16 protein-coding genes are annotated in these 16,255 nt (G+C 69.2%); 8 read left to right on the top strand and 8 right to left on the bottom strand.

The annotated features are described in order from the left end of the window. Nucleotides 1–31 precede the first annotated feature (31 nt). Nucleotides 32–874, top strand: coding sequence for an alpha/beta fold hydrolase (locus tag GPA04_RS17790; RefSeq protein WP_156225556.1), 843 nt, complete (start codon nt 32–34; stop codon nt 872–874). Between the two features lie 26 nt (nt 875–900). Here GPA04_RS17790 and GPA04_RS17785 read toward each other — a convergent pair whose 3' ends face one another. The 3 genes from GPA04_RS17785 to GPA04_RS17775 all read right to left on the bottom strand — a co-directional run bounded on the left by GPA04_RS17785 (nt 901) and on the right by GPA04_RS17775 (nt 4,135). Beyond that, nucleotides 901–1,701 carry a carbohydrate ABC transporter permease gene (locus GPA04_RS17785; protein ID WP_436277926.1) on the bottom strand — a complete coding sequence of 267 codons (801 nt, stop codon included), beginning with the start codon at nt 1,699–1,701 and terminating at the stop codon, nt 901–903. A gap of 98 nt (nt 1,702–1,799) precedes the next feature. Further along, the gene (locus GPA04_RS17780) at nt 1,800–2,747 is read right to left on the bottom strand and encodes a carbohydrate ABC transporter permease (RefSeq protein WP_156225555.1); all 948 of its coding nucleotides are present in this window, start codon (nt 2,745–2,747) and stop codon (nt 1,800–1,802) included. After that, entirely contained in the window at nt 2,744–4,135 is a 1,392-nt protein-coding gene (locus tag GPA04_RS17775) for an extracellular solute-binding protein (RefSeq protein ID WP_241680898.1), read from the bottom strand. Before GPA04_RS17775 ends, GPA04_RS17780 begins: the two co-directional genes overlap by 4 nt. A gap of 139 nt (nt 4,136–4,274) precedes the next feature. Here GPA04_RS17775 and GPA04_RS17770 point away from each other — a divergent pair, with 139 nt between their 5' ends. After that, nucleotides 4,275–4,673, top strand: coding sequence for a TIGR03618 family F420-dependent PPOX class oxidoreductase (locus tag GPA04_RS17770; protein WP_156225554.1), 399 nt, complete (start codon nt 4,275–4,277; stop codon nt 4,671–4,673). A gap of 67 nt (nt 4,674–4,740) precedes the next feature. Continuing rightward, on the top strand, nt 4,741–5,796 hold the full coding sequence (locus GPA04_RS17765) for a mechanosensitive ion channel family protein (protein ID WP_156225553.1): 1,056 nt from the start codon (nt 4,741–4,743) through the stop codon (nt 5,794–5,796). Nucleotides 5,797–5,933: 137 nt separating this feature from the next. On the opposite strand, the gene GPA04_RS17760 is transcribed toward GPA04_RS17765, so the two are convergent. After that, nucleotides 5,934–7,436, bottom strand: a complete 1,503-nt coding sequence (locus GPA04_RS17760; protein WP_156225552.1) for a catalase — start codon at nt 7,434–7,436, stop codon at nt 5,934–5,936. Nucleotides 7,437–7,764: 328 nt separating this feature from the next. Here GPA04_RS17760 and GPA04_RS17755 point away from each other — a divergent pair, with 328 nt between their 5' ends. Continuing rightward, nucleotides 7,765–9,303, top strand: coding sequence for a sodium-dependent transporter (locus GPA04_RS17755; protein WP_156225551.1), 1,539 nt, complete (start codon nt 7,765–7,767; stop codon nt 9,301–9,303). After that, nucleotides 9,300–9,425: a methionine/alanine import family NSS transporter small subunit gene (locus GPA04_RS17750; protein WP_156225550.1), complete on the top strand. Its 126-nt coding sequence runs from the start codon at nt 9,300–9,302 to the stop codon at nt 9,423–9,425. The genes GPA04_RS17755 and GPA04_RS17750 overlap by 4 nt, the downstream gene beginning before the upstream one ends. Before the next feature lie 37 nt (nt 9,426–9,462). Here the strand turns inward: GPA04_RS17750 and GPA04_RS17745 are convergent, their stop codons facing one another. Continuing rightward, entirely contained in the window at nt 9,463–9,870 is a 408-nt protein-coding gene (locus GPA04_RS17745) for a RidA family protein (RefSeq protein WP_156225549.1), read from the bottom strand. 100 nt (nt 9,871–9,970) lie between these two features. Next, a complete protein-coding gene (locus GPA04_RS17740) occupies nt 9,971–10,543 on the bottom strand; it encodes a GrpB family protein (RefSeq protein WP_156225548.1) in 573 nt (190 codons plus the stop codon). A gap of 147 nt (nt 10,544–10,690) precedes the next feature. On the opposite strand from GPA04_RS17740, the gene GPA04_RS17735 reads away from it, so the two are divergent. The 3 genes from GPA04_RS17735 to GPA04_RS17725 all read left to right on the top strand — a co-directional run bounded on the left by GPA04_RS17735 (nt 10,691) and on the right by GPA04_RS17725 (nt 14,104). Further along, nucleotides 10,691–11,590, top strand: coding sequence for an alpha/beta fold hydrolase (locus GPA04_RS17735; RefSeq protein WP_156225547.1), 900 nt, complete (start codon nt 10,691–10,693; stop codon nt 11,588–11,590). Beyond that, entirely contained in the window at nt 11,587–12,144 is a 558-nt protein-coding gene (locus tag GPA04_RS17730) for a CGNR zinc finger domain-containing protein (RefSeq protein ID WP_156225546.1), read from the top strand. Before GPA04_RS17735 ends, GPA04_RS17730 begins: the two co-directional genes overlap by 4 nt. Nucleotides 12,145–12,409: 265 nt before the next feature. Beyond that, nucleotides 12,410–14,104, top strand: a complete 1,695-nt coding sequence (locus GPA04_RS17725) for an HNH endonuclease signature motif containing protein (protein ID WP_156225545.1) — start codon at nt 12,410–12,412, stop codon at nt 14,102–14,104. 117 nt (nt 14,105–14,221) lie between these two features. On the opposite strand, the gene GPA04_RS17720 is transcribed toward GPA04_RS17725, so the two are convergent. Together GPA04_RS17720 and GPA04_RS17715 are read right to left on the bottom strand one after the other, a co-directional pair. Continuing rightward, nucleotides 14,222–15,397: a hypothetical protein gene (locus GPA04_RS17720; protein WP_156225544.1), complete on the bottom strand. Its 1,176-nt coding sequence runs from the start codon at nt 15,395–15,397 to the stop codon at nt 14,222–14,224. A 156-nt stretch (nt 15,398–15,553) separates the two neighbouring features. After that, a complete protein-coding gene (locus GPA04_RS17715; protein ID WP_156225543.1) occupies nt 15,554–16,222 on the bottom strand; it encodes a Type 1 glutamine amidotransferase-like domain-containing protein in 669 nt (222 codons plus the stop codon). Nucleotides 16,223–16,255: the final 33 nt, after the last annotated feature.

The following is a 16,255-nucleotide window of genomic DNA, read 5'->3' as shown; positions in this document are numbered from 1 at the left end:
CGACCGCGCGTCATGTCGTAACGTCGGAAGGATGACGCCGACCTTCGTCCTCGTCCATGGCGCCTTCGCCAACTCGTTCTCGTTCGCCCCGCTGCAGGCCGAGCTGGCCCTGCTGGGCAGGCGTTCGCTCGCCGTCGACCTGCCCGGTCACGGCTTCGAGGCGACGTTCTCGACGGCGTACCAGGCACCTCAGGACCTGGCTCGCCTCGCTGCCGAACCGGGCGCGATCGCCGGGGTCACGCTCGCCCAGAACGTCGAGCGAGTGATCGGGATACTGGAGCGGGTGCGCGAGCACGGCCCGGTCATCCTGCTCGGGCACAGCCGCGGTGGCATGACGATCACGGCTGTGGGCAACGCTCGACCTGATCTGGTGGACCGGATCGTGTACGTCTCGGCGTGGGCGCCGGTCGATCTCGAGGTGGGTGCGTACTACGCCGAACCGGAGATGGCATCGGTCGACAACGCGGGCATCGCCAGCGGGATGCTCGGCAACCCGATGGAGCTGGGGCTGCTGCGCAGCAACTTCCGCACGGCCGACCCGGCCACGCTCGCCGGCTTTCGGGCGGCCTTCCTCGCCGACGGGACCGAGTCGGAGTTCCTCGCCCTGCTCAACTCGTTCCAACCCGACGAGAACCTCGACGCCGGCGGACCCGACGACCGTGCCCAACCCGACACGTGGGGCACGATCCCCCGGACCTATGTGCGCCTCAGCGAGGACGCGAGCATCCCGGTGGCGATGCAGGATCGGATGATCCGCGAGGGTGACGCCCTCACGCCGGACAACCGCTACGACGTCCGCACGCTGACCTCGAGCCATCTGGGGTGGCTGGTGCGACCCCGCCAGGCTGCCGAGCTGCTGGGCAGCATGGCGTAGGCCGAGGGATGATCGTCGCGCCGCGCTCAGCCCTTGACGCCACCGGTGATCGCGAAGCCCGAACCGAGCCGGCGACCGAGCGCCAGGTACAGCGCGACCACGGGCAGGGAGTACACCAACGAGAACGCCGCCAGCTGGCCGTAGGCGATCTGCCCGTACTGGCTGGAGAACGTGTACAGGCTGACCGCGGCGGGCAGCTTCTCCGGTGACAGCAGCAGCATGAACGGGACGAAGAAGTTCCCCCACATCGTCACGAACGTGAAGATCGTGACGACGGCGATGCCGGGCCGCATCAGCGGCAGCACGATCGACCACAGGGTGCGCAGCATGGTGGCGCCCTCGGTCCACGCGCTCTCCTCGAGCTCGATCGGCACGCCGTCCATGAAGGTCTTGGTGAGGAACATCGCGTAGGGCAGCGACGAGGCCGCGAGGAACAGGATCGCCCCGCCCATCGAGTCGATCAGGTTGACCTGCACGAAGAGCGCGTAGACGGGGATCATCACCGCGGTGATCGGCAGCCCCGTGGCGAAGATGATCGTCAGCAGGAAGGGTCGCTTGAAGCGCGACCGGTAGCGCGACAGCGGGTAGGCCGCGAGCGCCGAGCACACCATGGTGACGACGGTGCCGCCACCGCACAGGATGAGCGAGTTGAGCAGCGGCCGGAACGTCGTCTCCATGGTCGCGATCGCGGAGAAGTTCGCCAGCGACGGCGGAGAGGGAACCTTGACGGCGAGCGAGGCCTCGGGGTCGAGCGCGGCCAGCACCACCCACAGCAGCGGGATCGCGAACAGCGCGCTGATGACCAGGAGAGCGATGTTCGACAGCACCGTGACGACGCGCTGGGCCGCCCCCGGTCCTCGGTCAGGGTGCAGCTCGGTGGTGCGCGCGGGCTGGCTGGGAGCGCGCTCGCTGGTCGCTGCCGCGGTCACGACTTCTCCTCCTCGGGGAGCATCTTCAGGTACGCCAGGGAGGCCAGGCCGCCGATGAGCAGCAGCAGCAGCGCCACCGCGGTGCCGTAGCCGAGCTGGCCGTAGCTGAAGGCCTGCTCGTACATGTACAGCGGCAGCGTCTGGCTGGAGGTGCCCGGCCCGCCGGCGGTCATGATGAAGATCAGGCCGAACACGGACAGCGTCTGCAGCGTGATGAGCATGAGGTTGGTGGCGACGGAGCGGCGGATGATCGGCAGGGTCACCGAGACGAACTTGCGGATCCGCCCCGCTCCGTCCATCGTCGCCGCTTCCTCGACCTCGGGCGAGACCTGCGCGAGCGCCGCGGTGTAGATCAGCATCGAGAACGCCACGCCGCGCCAGATGTTAGCGAACGAGACCGCCAGGATCGGCACCGAGAACAACCAGTCCTGCGGCGGCAGCCCGATCGCGGTGAACACCTGGTTGAGGGAACCCTCGTCGCCGAGGAAGGTGTACCAGAGGTAGGCGGCCACCACCTCGGGGAGGATCCAGGCGCCGATGACCACGGCGCCCGTCAACGCCGTCACCAGCTTGTTCGCCTTCCGCATCAGCAGCGCGAGCGCCATCCCGAGCAGGTTCTGGCCGATGATCGCCGAGACCAGCGTGAACAGCAGCGTCAGCCCGACGGCGTTCCAGAAGTCGGCCGAGGCGAACGCCTGGGTGAAGTTGTCGAACCCCACGAAGGAGGTCTCGCTCGCGCCTTCCCCGCGCAACGCGCGGTTGGTGAAGGCGAGGTAGAGGCTGTAGACGATCGGTCCGGCCATGAACGCCAGCAGCAGCACCACGGCGGGGACCAGCGGTAACCCGCGGCGCACGGTGCGTGAGGTCGGAGCCTGCCGGTCCGGCTCCCTCCCCTCCCCCGGCGTGCTCGCCGCGGCGGCCTCGGGTGCGGTGGCGGCGGTCATCCGGCCTGCTCCGCGCCGTCCTCGCCCACGATGCCGATGACGTCCTCGTCGTAGGCGGCCTGTGCCTCCTCGACCGAGCCCTGCCCGGTCATCACGGTCTCCATCGCGGTCTGGATCGCCGCCGACACCTGCGGGTACGGCGCGTAGGCCGGTCGGTACGTCGCATCCGGCACCAGCTCGGTGAAGAACTCGACCGTGGGCGAGTAGCCGAGGTAGTCCTCCTGCGCCGCGATGTCCTCCCGGATCGCGATCTGGTTGTCCGTGACCGCGAGCTCGGTCATGTTCTCGACGGTCAGCATCTGCTGCAGGAACTCCCAGGCGAGCTCGGATCGGGACGAGAGCGCGGGCAAGGCCCAGGACCAGCCACCGGAGAGCGTGACGAAACCGGGGTCGGCGCCGTCCTGCGTCGGCATGGTCGCGAGCTGCATGACGTCGGACCACTCCGGCCACTCACCGGGCGCGCCCTCGATCCAGTTCTGACTGATCCAGCTGCCGTCGAGGTTGACGGCGAGCCGGCCCTCGGGCAACCACGAGTTGTAGATGGTCTCGCCCACGTTCGGGTCGAGCGCGTCGCCGAGGTTGGGTGTCAGCCCTTCCTCGAAGACGGTCCGGATGAAGTCGAGGGAGTCCGCGAAGCCTTGGCTGCCGAGCTGCCACAGTTGGGACTCCTCGTCGTAGAGCGTGTCCTGGGTGCCGTACAGCAGCATCTCGAAGCCCTGCATGCTGGCCTTCTCGCCCTGAGCCTTGCCGGAGAAGATGTTGAAGGGGATGACGTCCTCCCCGAGCTCGGACTGCAGCGTCCTGAACGTCTCCAGCAGCTCCTCCCAGGTGGTCGGGGCCCAGGGCAGCTCGATACCAGCCTCCTCGAACAGGCCGCTGTGGTACCAGAGCGCGCGGGTGTCGGTGTGGGTGGGGACGGCGTAGATCTCGCCGTCGTCGGCCGTGACCGCCGTCCGTCCGGGCTCGAACACGGCCTCCCAGGTGGGCCAGGCCTCGACCAGCTCGGTGATCGGCCGGAGGTATCCCGCCTCGACGTCGGCCTGCAGGATGAAGGTGTCCTCGTAGACCAGGTCCGGCGCGGTCCGGGCGGACGACATCATCAGCTCGTTCTTGGTGAAGTAGTCGTGCTCCGCCGCGACGATCGGCACCAGCTCGACGACGACCTCGGGCCGTTCCGTGGTGAACTGCTCGATGACCCGCGTCAGGTAGTCCTCCATCACCTGACCGGAGCCGAACTGCTGGTAGGCGATGCGCAGCCGGTTCTCGTTGCCACCGCCCGCCCCGCACGCCGCCAGCGGCAGCGCGATTGCGGTGCCCCCGACGAACCGCAACATCGTGCGCCGGTCGAGCAGGGGGCGGCTGCCGCGGTATCTGTCTCGGTCTGGCACAGGCACTCCCTGATCGTCGCGCTCGGCCTCTCGGACGTTAGCAAGCCCCGGCCAGCCGTGTCCCGCCGTTGGTCGCTCGGTTGAGTCTTCACGCGTACGGAGCGGGGTGGCAGGCTGATCCCGGACGAAGGAGATGGCGATGACCGAGTGGTCTCAGGTAGTACCGCACCTCACCGGCACGGCCGTGGCCCACCTGGCCACGATCGACGACGACGGCGCACCGCACGTCGTCCCCGTGTGGGTGGACCTCGAAGGTGAGGACGCGCTGACGTTCTTCACGCTCGAGGGCACCCGCAAGGATCGCAACATCGCCCGCGAGCCGCGGGTGGCGCTCTCGATCACCGCACCCGACAACGCCTTCGACATGGCGACCGTGCAGGGCGTCGTCTTCGAGCGCCTCGAGGGCGACCGTGCGATGGAGGTCGTCGACCGGCTCTCCCACACCTACACCGGCGGGCCGTACGAGCAGCGCTCCGGCTTCGTCGCGTTCGTCGTCAGGCCGACGACGTGGTGGGCCCGCGACTACTCCGCCGACTGAGTGAGCGGCCGGTGCGCTCCTCGTCGTGTGCTCAGCGCGCTGGTCCGGGTGTGTTAGGACGGACGGCATGGAGCTATGGCCAGTCCTCAGATGGATCATCGCGGTTGCCGCCTCGGCCGCAGCGACGGTGCTTGTCCTGCTCGTCATCAATGTCGCCGCCGGGCGGCTCGGCCGGCGGTTGCCCTGGGTGCTGGCGGCATGGCGCCAGGTGCGGCGACCGCTGGCTGCACTTGCGCTGTCCGTAGCACTGAGGATCAGCTTCGCGGCGACGGCGGAGCGCGGGTCGTTCCGCGACCTCGGTCTGCATGCGCTGCTGATCGTGATCATCGTCTCAGCGGTCTGGCTCTCCGGCACGGTGGTGCTGGCTTGGCTCGAGCACGCGCGGACGCGCGTGACGAGCCGGATGAAGGACGATCGCGCCCAACGGCGGGCGCAGACGCAGATGACGCTGATCGGGCGGGTCGTCGGGGCGGTCTTCGTGGTGCTCGGCGCCGCACTGGTGCTGCTCACCTTTCCCGGGGTGGAGCGGATCGGCACCACCATCCTCGCCTCCGCAGGCCTGCTCTCGGTCGTGATCGGGGTGGCGGCGCAGACGAGTCTGGGCAACCTGTTCGCCGGGCTCCAGCTCGCGTTCACCGATGCGATCCGGATCGGCGACATCGTGGAGGTGGACGGCACCTGGAGCACGGTCGAGGACATCACGCTGTCGTACGTGGTGGTGAGCATCTGGGACGAGCGGCACAAGGTGCTGCCCTCCACGTACTTCACGACCACGCCGTTCATCAACTGGAGCCGCACCGGCAACACGGTGACCGGCACGATCAACTTCTCGCTCGACTGGCGAGTGGACCTGGCTGGGATGCGGGAGGCGTTCGAGCGGATCGTGGACGACAGCGGGATGTGGGACGGCCGCTCCCGCTCGATCCTTGTCACCGACTCCTCCGGCGAGCGGCTCACGGTGCGCGCGTTGGTGACCTCCCGCAACACCGGTGACGACTGGGCCCTGCGCTGCCTCGTCCGCGAGCAGCTCGCCACCTGGTTGCAGGAGCACAATCCCGAGGCGCTGCCGGTCCAGCGTGTGGCCGTTCACGACACGGCACGGCTGGGCGCGAGCGTCGCATAGCTCGAGGGCCCGACCGAGCCCACTGGGCGCGTCAGAGGGCAGCCTCATGCACGGCGACCTCAGACGTCCTTCGTGTCGAGGAGCGCGAACGGCCCGGACACCATGCGGTCCGGGCCGTTCGTGGGTGGTTGCGGCGGTCAGCCCACCGGGGCCGGCGCCGGCGTCTCGACCAGCGTGCGCTTCGGGTTCTCGATCGGCCCGAGCCTGGCAGCGACGGCCTCGCCGAGCCAGGTGTCGACCGAGGTCCAGTACGCGATCACACGCTCACGGATCTGCGGCACGCGGACCTTGCTCACGTGCCCGACGATGTTGTCGACCAGCCGTGCGCGAGCGGCGTCGTCGAGCACCTCGTTGACCAGGGTGCGCGCCTGCCCGAAGTCGTCGTCCTCGGGGTGCAGGGTGGCGGCGGTGCGCACCAGCTCGCCGTCGCTGTGCCAGCCCGCGTCGTCACCGGCGCGCACCGGGTCGGCCGCCGGCCCACCGAAGGAGCTCGGCGCGTACACCGGGCGGGCAGGGTCGGGATAGGAGTGACGCGCTGCGCCGTCCTTGCTGTAGCTGTGCACCTCCGCGGCGTGCGGGCGGTTCACCGGCAGGTCGGCGTGGTTGGTGCCCACGCGGTAGCGGTGCGCGTCGGCGTAGGAGAAGATCCGTGCCTGCAGCATCTTGTCCGGGCTGCCGGCGATGCCCGGGACGAAGTTCGACGGCGCGAAGGTGGCCTGCTCGATCTGGGCGAAGTAGTTCTGCGGGTTGCGGTCCAGGGTCATCCGGCCCACCTCGACGAGCGGGTAGTCGCCCTTGGGCCAGACCTTCGTCAGGTCGAACGGGTTGAAGCGGTAGCTCTTCGCGTCCTCGTACGGCATCACCTGCACCGACAGCGTCCAGGACGGGTGGTCGCCGGACTCGATCGCCTCGTGGAGGTCGCGGATGTAGTAGTCGGCGTCCGACCCGGCCAGCTGGTCGGCCTGCTCCTGCGGCAGGAAGTCGTTGCCCTGCTCGGTCCGGAAGTGGTACTTCACCCAGAACCGCTCGCCGGCCGCGTTGATCCACTGATAGGTGTGCGAGCCGAAACCGTCCATGTGGCGCCAGCTCTTCGGCAGGCCGCGGTCACCCATCAGCCAGGTCACCTGGTGCGCGCTCTCGGGCTGCAGGGTCCAGAAGTCCCACTGCATGTCGTGGTCGCGGAGGTGACTGCCCGGGAGCCGCTTCTGCGAGCGGATGAAGTCCGGGAACTTGATGCCGTCCTTGATGAAGAACACCGGGGTGTTGTTGCCGACCAGGTCGTAGTTGCCCTCGGTCGTGTAGAACTTGACGGCGAAACCGCGCGGGTCCCGCCAGGTGTCGGGACTTCCCTGCTCGCCCGCGACCGACGAGAACCGCACCAGGGTCTCGGTCCGGGCGCCGGGCTGGAACACGGCCGCACGCGTGTAGGCGCTGACGTCACCCGTCACCTCGAACCTGCCGAAGGCGCCACCGCCCTTGGCGTGCACGACGCGCTCCGGCACACGCTCACGGTTGAACTGCGCGAGCTTCTCGATGAGGTAGTGGTCGGTCAGCGCGATCGCGCCGTCGGCGCCGACGCTCTGGCTGTGCTGGTCGCTCGCGACCGGTGCACCGCTGTTGCTCGTGGTGGGAGTGCTCATGCCTGGGTGATTCCTCTGCTCGACTTCTGACCCGCGGCGCGGTCTGCACCCGGGGAGATCGGTGGCGACACGCCGACCGAACGGACAGAGCGCGCCGAGATCGGGTTCCCGACGACGTCGTGCTCGCCGGCCCCTGGCCCGGTCGCGCTCGTCGCCTCGACGCTAACCCGCAATCGTGAATGACTCAAATCTTGACGGCGAACGCGTGTCGTCGGGTCGTGCGCCGCGGCGGCACGGCGCCACCTCCACCGTGCGCCGCTCGGCGAACGGGTGGTCCACGCCCGCTCGCAGCGCTAGCGTGGCGGGACCCGAGCAGGACGGAGTGCCGATGTCTGCCACGACCGACGCCGAGAAGCGGAGGGGCGCGTTCTCCTCCCGGACCGTGTTCATCCTGGCCGCGATCGGCTCCGCCGTCGGGCTGGGGAACATCTGGCGGTTCCCCTACGTCGCCTACGAGGGCGGTGGCGGCGCCTTCATGGTCCCGTACATCGTCGCGCTGCTGGTGGCGGGGCTGCCGTTCCTGCTCATGGACTACGCCCTCGGGCACCGGTTCCGCGGCTCGGCACCGCTGACCTTCGCGCGGCTGCGCCGGTGGACGGAGGGCATCGGCTGGTGGCAGGTCGCGATCTGCGTCGCGATCGCCGTCTACTACGCCGCCGTGATCGCCTGGTCGATCCGCTACACCGGTTTCTCGCTGACCCAGGCGTGGGGTGACGATCCCGAGTCGTTCCTCATGAACGACTTCCTGCAGCGAAGCAGCGGCATCTCCTTCGACATCGTTCCTGGCGTGCTCGTCCCGCTCACGCTGGTCTGGGTCGTGACGATCGCGATCATGACGCTCGGGGTGCAGCGGGGGGTCGGAGCCACCGCCGTCGTGTTCATCCCGGTGCTGCTGGTCGCTTTCACCGCACTCGTGGTGCAGGCGCTGCTGCTGCCGGGCGCCGCCACCGGCCTCGACGCGCTGTTCACCCCGCAGTGGGCCGCGCTGCTGGAACCCGGCGTCTGGGGTGCGGCGTTCGGCCAGATCTTCTTCTCGCTGTCGGTGGGCTTCGGCATCATGATCACCTACAGCTCCTACGTGGGCCGCAAGACCGACATGCCCGGCTCCGGCCTCGTCGTCGGTCTGTCGAACTCCGGCTTCGAGCTGCTCGCCGGCATCGGTGTCTTCGCCGCGCTTGGCTTCCTCGCCCAGGCCAACGGCGTCCAGGTGACCGAGGTCGTCGCCAGTGGCATCGGACTGGCGTTCGTGGTGTTCCCGACGATCATCAGCGAGGCACCCGCGGGTGCGTTGATCGGGGTGCTGTTCTTCGGCTCGCTGGTGCTGGCCGGGATCACCTCGCTGGTGAGCATCCTGGAGGTGGTGATCTCCGCCGTCCGGGACAAGTTCGAGCTCACGCGGGTGAGGGCGACACTGGTCGTGACGGTGCCGGCCGCCCTGGTCAGCATCGCCTTCTTCTCGACCGCCAGCGGCCTGAGCGTGCTCGACATCGTCGACCACTTCGTCAACCAGTACGGGATCCTGCTGGTCGCCGTCGTCAGCACGCTCGCGGTCGCCTGGGGCGTCCGCGCACTCCCCGAGCTGGCCGCCCACCTCAACCGCTCCGGCTCGATACGGCTCGGGCGGTGGTGGTACGTCCTGGTCGGCGGGGTGATCCCGGTGGCGCTGACGTTCGTGCTGGTGCAGCAGCTCATCACCGACCTGCGGACCCCGTACGAGGGCTACCCGACCTGGATGCTCGCCGTCTTCGGCTGGGGTGTGGCGGTCGCCGCGATCATCTTCGGGCTGATCGCGGGGCGGACCCGATGGCGTGCTGACACCGCCGTCGAGAACTTCGAGACCGAGCAGGACCTGGAGGACGCACCATGAGCGGAGCAGCGGTGGCCATGATGATCGTCTCGATCGTCATCGTCTGGGGCGGCCTGGTGGCCGCGATCATCAACCTCAAGCGCGGCGGCGGCCCGGACTCCGGCGCTCACCGCGACCTGTAGCCGCGGCGGGCGGATCTCCGGTATCGAGCGGGCGGGTTCAGTCGACGACGGCGGTCGCCTCGATCTCGACGAGCACGCCGGGCTGAAACAGGATCTCGACGCCGATGAGCGAGGCGGGCGCTCCGCTCGCCCCCAGCTCGGTGACCGCGGCCTGCATGCCCTCCATGAACTCGGGGAACTTCTCCGGCGACCAGTCCACGACGTAGAAGGTGAGTCGCACGAGATCCGCGACCCCTGCACCCACCGAGGCGAGCGCGGTGACGACGTTGCGGTAGGCCTGTGCCACCTGACCGGCGAGATCCTCGGCCACCAGCTCGCCGCTGGCGTCGGTCCCGATCTGACCGGCGACGTAGACCTGGCGGCTGCCGGTGGCGACGGCCACATGGTTGTACACGCCGGCCGGCGGCGGTGCGAGACCCTCGGGGTTGCTGACGGAAACCGGCACTGTTCCTCCTCGGACGCTGCGCGACCTGGGTGGTCGAGCACTCGCCGCAGTCTGTCAGCGAGGGCTGACATCGACCGGAGGGACGCGGGCACCGCGGGCGTCAGGGGCGCCAGCCCTCCCCGCCTGCCCAGAGCTCGGCGGCATCGATGATCAGGTCGCAGACCGGATCCTTGACGTCGTAGTAGGCGCCCGGGTCATCGGGGTGCAGCCTGGCGAGCGCGATCTTGATCTGCGCGTACGCGGCGGCCGCCGAGGGCGTGGCGCGCAGGTAGTCCCGGAACAGCAGCGCGTACCGCTGGTTCGGCTGCCCCACGGCGCGCACGTGCAGGTGCGCCGGCCGCCAGGCGGCCGGCGGGCGGAACAGCAGCTTGCGCCAGCCGACACTGCCGTGCTTGTCCCCGGGTGGGACGTGGTCGCTGGTGATCGTCGTCGCGGTGGCACCGAGCTGGAGGAAGGCGCGCGACACCTCCGGGTCGTCGAGATCGGTCACGCTCACCTGGATGTCGATGATGTCCTTGGCGGCGAGGTCGGGCACGGACGTCGAGCCGATGTGATCCACCCGCACGGCAAGTCCGCCGAGCGCGTCGACGAGCTGTGCCTGCAACGCCGCGAACTCCTCAGGCCAGTGCAGGTCGTAGGGGCGGATGTCGATGACGGGTCGCTGCTCGCTCATCGGGTCACTGTGCCCGAGGCAGCCGAGGAGCGACAAGGCATCAACGGGACCACCGCGAAAGCCGGCCACGAGACGGTTGCGCAGAGTGGTCGAAGCGGTCAGGCTGGTAACCGTTATAAGCATGGTCATCGGTTACAGGAGGTTGGCATGCAGCGCATCGCGCGCACCCGGCACCTCGACCGGACGATCGAGGGATTCACCGTCCACTACCGGGAGACCGGTGTACCGGGCTCGTCGGGCATCGTGCTGCTGCACGGCTCGCCCAGCTCGTCCCACTCGTTCCGCGAGGTCCTGCCGGGACTGGGGAGCGAGCACTACGCCGTCGCACCGGACATGCCCGGCTTCGGGTTCTCCGACGCCCCGGCCGTCGAGGAGTTCGAGTACACGTTCGAGCACCTCGCTACGAGGATCGAGCGGTTCCTGGAGGACATCGGGCTGCAGCAGTACGTGCTATACGTGACCGACTTCGGCACGCCGGTGGGCTACTACCTCGCCACCCGCCACCCGGAACGCTTGCTCGGGATCGTGGTGCAGAACGGCAGCGTGCACGACGCGGGCCTGGGCGAGCCGTGGGACGCCGTGCGCCGGTACTGGTCGGACCCGACGCCGGAGAACCGCGCTGCGATCGGGGACTGGTTCACGTTCGCCGGCACCAGGGACACCTATCTCTCCGGGCTTCCCGAGCGGCTCGTGCCGTTGCACCCGCGCGAGTCCTGGCACCTGGACTGGGAACGCCTGTCCCGCCAGGGCAACATCGACGCCCATGAGCGGCTGTTCCTCGACTACCGCCGTCACGTCGACCGGTTCCCGGAGATCGCGGAGTACCACCGCAGGCACCAACCGCCGTGCCTGGTCCTCTGGGGTCGCCACGACCCGTTCTTCGACATCGCCGAGGTGCTCGCCTTCCACGAGGAGCTCGACCGCCTCGAGGCTCACATCTACGACGGCGGCCACTTCCTCACCGAGACGCACGCCGACGAGATCACCACCGCCGTCAGGGCCTTCGCTCGCGACGTGGTCGCCGGGCACACGCAGACGCCACGATGACGGGCACAGTCTGGCTGGACGACCACGTCGTCGCCGGGCACGTCGCCCTCGACTTCTGCAACACCGTCTACCGGCGCACTCCGGAGCTGGGGGCCGAGCTGCTCGACAGCACCGACGCGTTCTACCGCTGGCTCATCCACGTCGATCTCGTGGCGCCGACCGCCGAACCGGTCAAGGCCGCCACGTTGAGGGCCGCCGTCGACCTGCGCTCGGTGCTCTGGAAGGCGTTCGACGCCCAGCGTGCAGGGCGAGGCATCGACCCCGCGGTCCTGGCGCGCGTGCTCGCACAGGCACGGCGCGGCGCGGAGCACGTCGTGGTCGACCCGTACGGGGCGATCACCGCGAGCGCAACCGCCGGCGCGCCGGCCGCTCTTGCGGTCGCTTCGCTCCAGCTGCTGCTGCACCCGCCCACGCCCGCGATCCGCGCCTGCGACGGGTGCGGCTGGTTCTTCGTCGACACCTCACGGAGCCGCCGCCGACGGTGGTGCAGCATGCGCACGTGCGGCAACGAGCACAAGGTCGCCCGCTACCGAGCGGCGCGGGGCGAACGCTGACGGCGCGGGGCACGGCTCGGGTCTGCGCGAGGTGGCGAGCGCGATGGGCGGCCCTGCGCAGGCGCCTGCGGGCGGCAACGACGACCCCCATCCTTCAGGTATGACGGCGGAGCTCTCCTTGTCGGATGAAGGCTCCTTCTCCTGGCAGAAGCAGGAATGTCAGACCTCGGTGAGATGCTCGGAGCATCGAGATCAGCCGGTGTCAGAGCCTTGTGGGACTCTCGGATCAGTGCAGATCACCAGCGTCGTTGAAGGGAGTGGGAGGGTGTCGGAGACCATCGTTGACGACTCGTGCCGCGGCCCTGTGCCTCTCGACGAGATGTCGCGTGAGCAGCTGCTCGACCTCCTCACCGACCTCCTGCCCACACGACCGCACGACTGGGAGCCGAGTGCTGACGATGACGCGTCCGAGTCGGACTGGTTGACAGAGCTTCACCTTCCGGAGCTGGGGCCCGGCTCGTGGCTGGGTGAGCTACCGCCGTCGAGCAGGCTCCTGTCCGAGCTCGAGCAGCTGCCCGAAGGCGCCATCGACACCGACTACGACGCCGTCGAGATCGTCTCGCACTGGGATCGGCTGGAGGCGTTCTGCGCAGCGCGCAAGCGCCTGGCTGCTGCGGCGCTGGCACGGCGCGAGCAGATGGCCCACGGGCTGGCGGGTCTGGAACGGCTGCGCAAGAAGGATGCCCGAGGCCGGGGCGTGGTGGTCTCCGACCCCTGCATCGCTGGCGACGAGCTCGCGTCCCGACTCGGCATCACCAAGCGCGCCGCGAAGCGACTGATCAACACCGGCCAGGTGATGCGGCATGTCGGCATCCCCACCCAGGAGGCGTTCGAGGCCGGGGAGATCAACGCCGTCAAGGCTGACATGATCCTCGATGCGTTGACCGATCTGTCGGTCGATGTCGCTCTCGAGGTGCAGAGCCGGGTCCTGGAGAAGGCGTCGTACGTGCCGTCGGGAACGGTGCGCCGCGAGCTCACCAAGGCGTGCGCACAGGTCGATCCCGAGGAGTTCGAGGATCGGTGCGCACAGGCGGCAACGGTGCGGCGCGTGGACCGACCGCGGGCGCTGCCGCACGGCATGGCCTCGGTGTATGCGGTGATGCCGGCTGCCGAGGCGTCGACCCTCTACCGAGCTCTGGATGCCGCGGCACGGTCCGCGAAAGCAGGCGGCGATGAGCGGACCATGGATCAGCTTCGCGCCGACGCCCTCGCACTGCTGGGCGCCACCGCGGTCGAGACCGGTTGGATCGGCCCGTGTGACGGCGTCCAGTGCGGTCGCCTATCAGCTGCTGACGCAGCCGCGCCATCCGCTGGCAGCACTGCCGCACCAGAACCCGACGGCCCGGATCATGAGCGTGCCCCTCGGATGCGGGTAGGAGTGATCGGTGGCAGGTCCGCGCACATCCGCGTGACCGTACCGCTGACGAGTCTGATGACCGGCACCGATGGTGGCGGCTCGGACCCACCGGGCTCCCATGAGCCGGCCGATCTCGAGGGGTACGGCCCGATTCCCGCCTCGGTGGCTCGCGCACTCGCGGCGGGCAGCACGTGGCAACGTCTGGTCACCGACCCGATCGATGAGTCGGTCCGTGAGCTCTCCACCGAGAGGTACAAGCCGCCGCCTCGCATGGCCGACCTGGTGAAGGCCACCCACCCGCAGTGTGTTCGGCCCGGTTGCGGCGTGAGCTCGGACTCCTGCGACCTGCACCACGAGATCCCCTGGCCGATCGGCATAACGACAGCCCGCGACATGGCGCCAGGCTGCCGCCGGGACCACCTGCTCCTGACCCACGCCGGTTGGCACTACACCTACAACGGCATCGAGCGCAGCCGCACCTGGACCACCGCGACCGGGCACCGGTACACCGAGTTCCACGACGGCAGGGTCGTCATGCAGCAGCCGCAACCCGCACCGGCCCCGGTCGCACATCCCGGACCCGACGTCCCACCACCGTTCTGACGTGCCCGTCCGTCACCTGGAGCAGGGCGTCAGTCCGAGGGCGCATGCCGCAGAACGACAGGGCGGCAGGGCGGCAGGGCGGCAGGGCGGCAGGGCTAAGCGTGCAAGGTCGAGGCGTCAGGGCAGGACGTCGTCACGGGACTCCCAGAACAGGTAGCGGTCGGTGCGCTCCTCGGTCTGGCCGTACACGTTCGACTCGCTGAGATACAGGTCCTGGGGGATGTCGGTGTCGTCGCCGGTGCGCCCCCAGGTCAGTGTGCCTCGGTCCGTCTGGGATCCGACCCGCGCGGTGTCGAGAGTGCCGGCGGAACCGCTGAACAGGTACAGGCCTTCGTGTGCGCCGACTCCCTGGACCTTGTCGACCGAGGAGTCCTTGTCGACCCAGAAGTTGTCCTGCGAACCGACGACTCCGCTCTCGGCCGCCAGTTCACCCGAGGCACTCAGAGGCCAGCGGACGACCTCGGTGGTGGCGTTCTCGTCTGCGGAGTACTCAGCGGAGACGAGCGCCGGCTGCCCGGTCCAGTCCGTGGAGATCGCCGACAGGCGCGGCTCGCCGTACGGGTCCTGGTCGATCCCGACATAGGTGCTGTCGGGCACCAGGAAGTAGCCCTCGTCGTCGGACATCGTCGTGCGCAGGTCGAACCGGTGGATCCGGTCGGTCGCGGCCACGTACAGGTACGGTCCGGCCCAGGCGACGCCACCGTTGTGGCTGGCGAGCGGCTCCGTTGTCCAGCCGTCGTCTGTCTGCACCGGGAGTCGGAGCGGCACGTTGCGGTAGCGCCAGTCGTCCGTGGAGACGAACTTCAGCGCCGAGTCGACGGCCGCGTGCTCCTCCGGTGAGGTGCGCTGGTACCAGGCAGAGACGAGAACCTCGGCGTCCGGTGCCTCCGACCAGTTCGACTCCTCGCTGCCCGCGAGTCCCTGCGGGTACCAGCGGTCGTCGGAGCTCAGGTGCTCGGGCCAGGTACGGCAGGTCTCGCCGCAGGACGTCGTCTCGCCGGAGCGGCTCGCGATGAGCTCGTCGAAGCTCACCTGGTCGACGTCGGGCTGGCCGGCGATCGCATCGATGGCCTGCGAGTAGTCCGTGACATCCAGTGCGTAGGTGCCGGGATCGTGGTACTCGGCCTCATCGAGGGCCGTGCCGTTGCCCGGTGCCGCGGCCGCCCCGGTCCCCGCGACGGCGAGGGCCGTCGCCGCGATCGCGACGGCGCTGCCGAGGTGCGCTGAGAGGCGGCGAGATCGGCGCCGGGACGACGTGCTGGTTGCTGATCGTGCGTTCGTCTGAGGGTGCATAGTGCTTCCTCGGTCGGCTGCAAAACGCCATCCACCGTACGCACCGCACGTCGAGAGGTCCAGGGTCGGTCGGAAATGGCGCCGTCCCCGCGCAGTGGTGACCCTCCCGAATCCGGGTGACGCTGATCCGTGCCGTCACCGATCAAGCAACAAGGTTCACCCGAACGACTCCCCTGGAGCGAGCTGCTGGACACCGGTGGGGGTGATCACCGTCAGCACTCCAGCGCCGATCACGGTCGAGTGAGCATCGGCGTGGGCGAGGCCGATGCTCTCGGGCATGCCGATCACCGTGGTGTCGTGGGCGCGGCCCCACCGTTGGGCCGACTCCACCTGCGCGGGTGTGAAGTGGGGCAGGATCGTCGCGCCTGTGAACAGGCCGAGCCCGGTCAGGTCGTCCAGGCCGGGTTCGTTGGGGTCGTGCCCCTCGGCGATCGCGATGGACTCGCACGCCAGCACGGCACCGGCGCTGCCGCCGTAGTAGTCCCTGCCGGCACGCCAGAAAGCCCGGGCCGGCTCGAGAAAGCCATGGCGTCGGACCTCGCCCAACAACCTGAAGGTGTTGCCCCCGCCGACGAACAGCAGGTCCGCGACCTCCATCAGCTCCTCGGGTCGGTGCCCCTCGAGGCTCTCCCAGGTGGTGAGCTCGTAGTCGGCACCGAGCGCGTCGAGGTTGCCTCGCAGCCACGCATCGGCGCCGGCGAGCATCTCCGGGCCCAGCGCGAACGGCCAGTACACGATCCGCGTGTGCCGCTCGCCGAGCATCTCCAGCCACAGCGGCCGCTCATCCGCGGCACTGCCGCAACCGAACCAGAGGCGTCCAGGCATGCCGCAAGACTAGTGATTGCCGCCGCGCGTATC

Source organism: Pseudactinotalea suaedae (assembly GCF_009733815.1).
Taxonomy (GTDB): Bacteria; Actinomycetota; Actinomycetes; order Actinomycetales; family Beutenbergiaceae; genus Pseudactinotalea; species Pseudactinotalea suaedae.
Note: the sequence above shows the minus strand (reverse complement) of the source record. Positions and strands in the feature narration are given on the sequence as shown.

Bases quoted from the DNA above. Each gene is read 5' to 3' on its own strand.
- GPA04_RS17790 (WP_156225556.1), top strand. From the start codon at position 32: ATGACGCCGACCTTCGTCCTCGTCCATGGCGCCTTCGCCAACTCGTTC.
- GPA04_RS17780 (WP_156225555.1), bottom strand. From the start codon at position 2,747: ATGACCGCCGCCACCGCACCCGAGGCCGCCGCGGCGAGCACGCCGGGG.
- GPA04_RS17770 (WP_156225554.1), top strand. From the start codon at position 4,275: ATGACCGAGTGGTCTCAGGTAGTACCGCACCTCACCGGCACGGCCGTG.
- GPA04_RS17765 (WP_156225553.1), top strand. From the start codon at position 4,741: ATGGAGCTATGGCCAGTCCTCAGATGGATCATCGCGGTTGCCGCCTCG.
- GPA04_RS17760 (WP_156225552.1), bottom strand. From the start codon at position 7,436: ATGAGCACTCCCACCACGAGCAACAGCGGTGCACCGGTCGCGAGCGAC.
- GPA04_RS17755 (WP_156225551.1), top strand. From the start codon at position 7,765: ATGTCTGCCACGACCGACGCCGAGAAGCGGAGGGGCGCGTTCTCCTCC.
- GPA04_RS17750 (WP_156225550.1), top strand. From the start codon at position 9,300: ATGAGCGGAGCAGCGGTGGCCATGATGATCGTCTCGATCGTCATCGTC.
- GPA04_RS17740 (WP_156225548.1), bottom strand. From the start codon at position 10,543: ATGAGCGAGCAGCGACCCGTCATCGACATCCGCCCCTACGACCTGCAC.
- GPA04_RS17735 (WP_156225547.1), top strand. From the start codon at position 10,691: ATGCAGCGCATCGCGCGCACCCGGCACCTCGACCGGACGATCGAGGGA.
- GPA04_RS17730 (WP_156225546.1), top strand. From the start codon at position 11,587: ATGACGGGCACAGTCTGGCTGGACGACCACGTCGTCGCCGGGCACGTC.
- GPA04_RS17720 (WP_156225544.1), bottom strand. From the start codon at position 15,397: ATGCACCCTCAGACGAACGCACGATCAGCAACCAGCACGTCGTCCCGG.
- GPA04_RS17715 (WP_156225543.1), bottom strand. From the start codon at position 16,222: ATGCCTGGACGCCTCTGGTTCGGTTGCGGCAGTGCCGCGGATGAGCGG.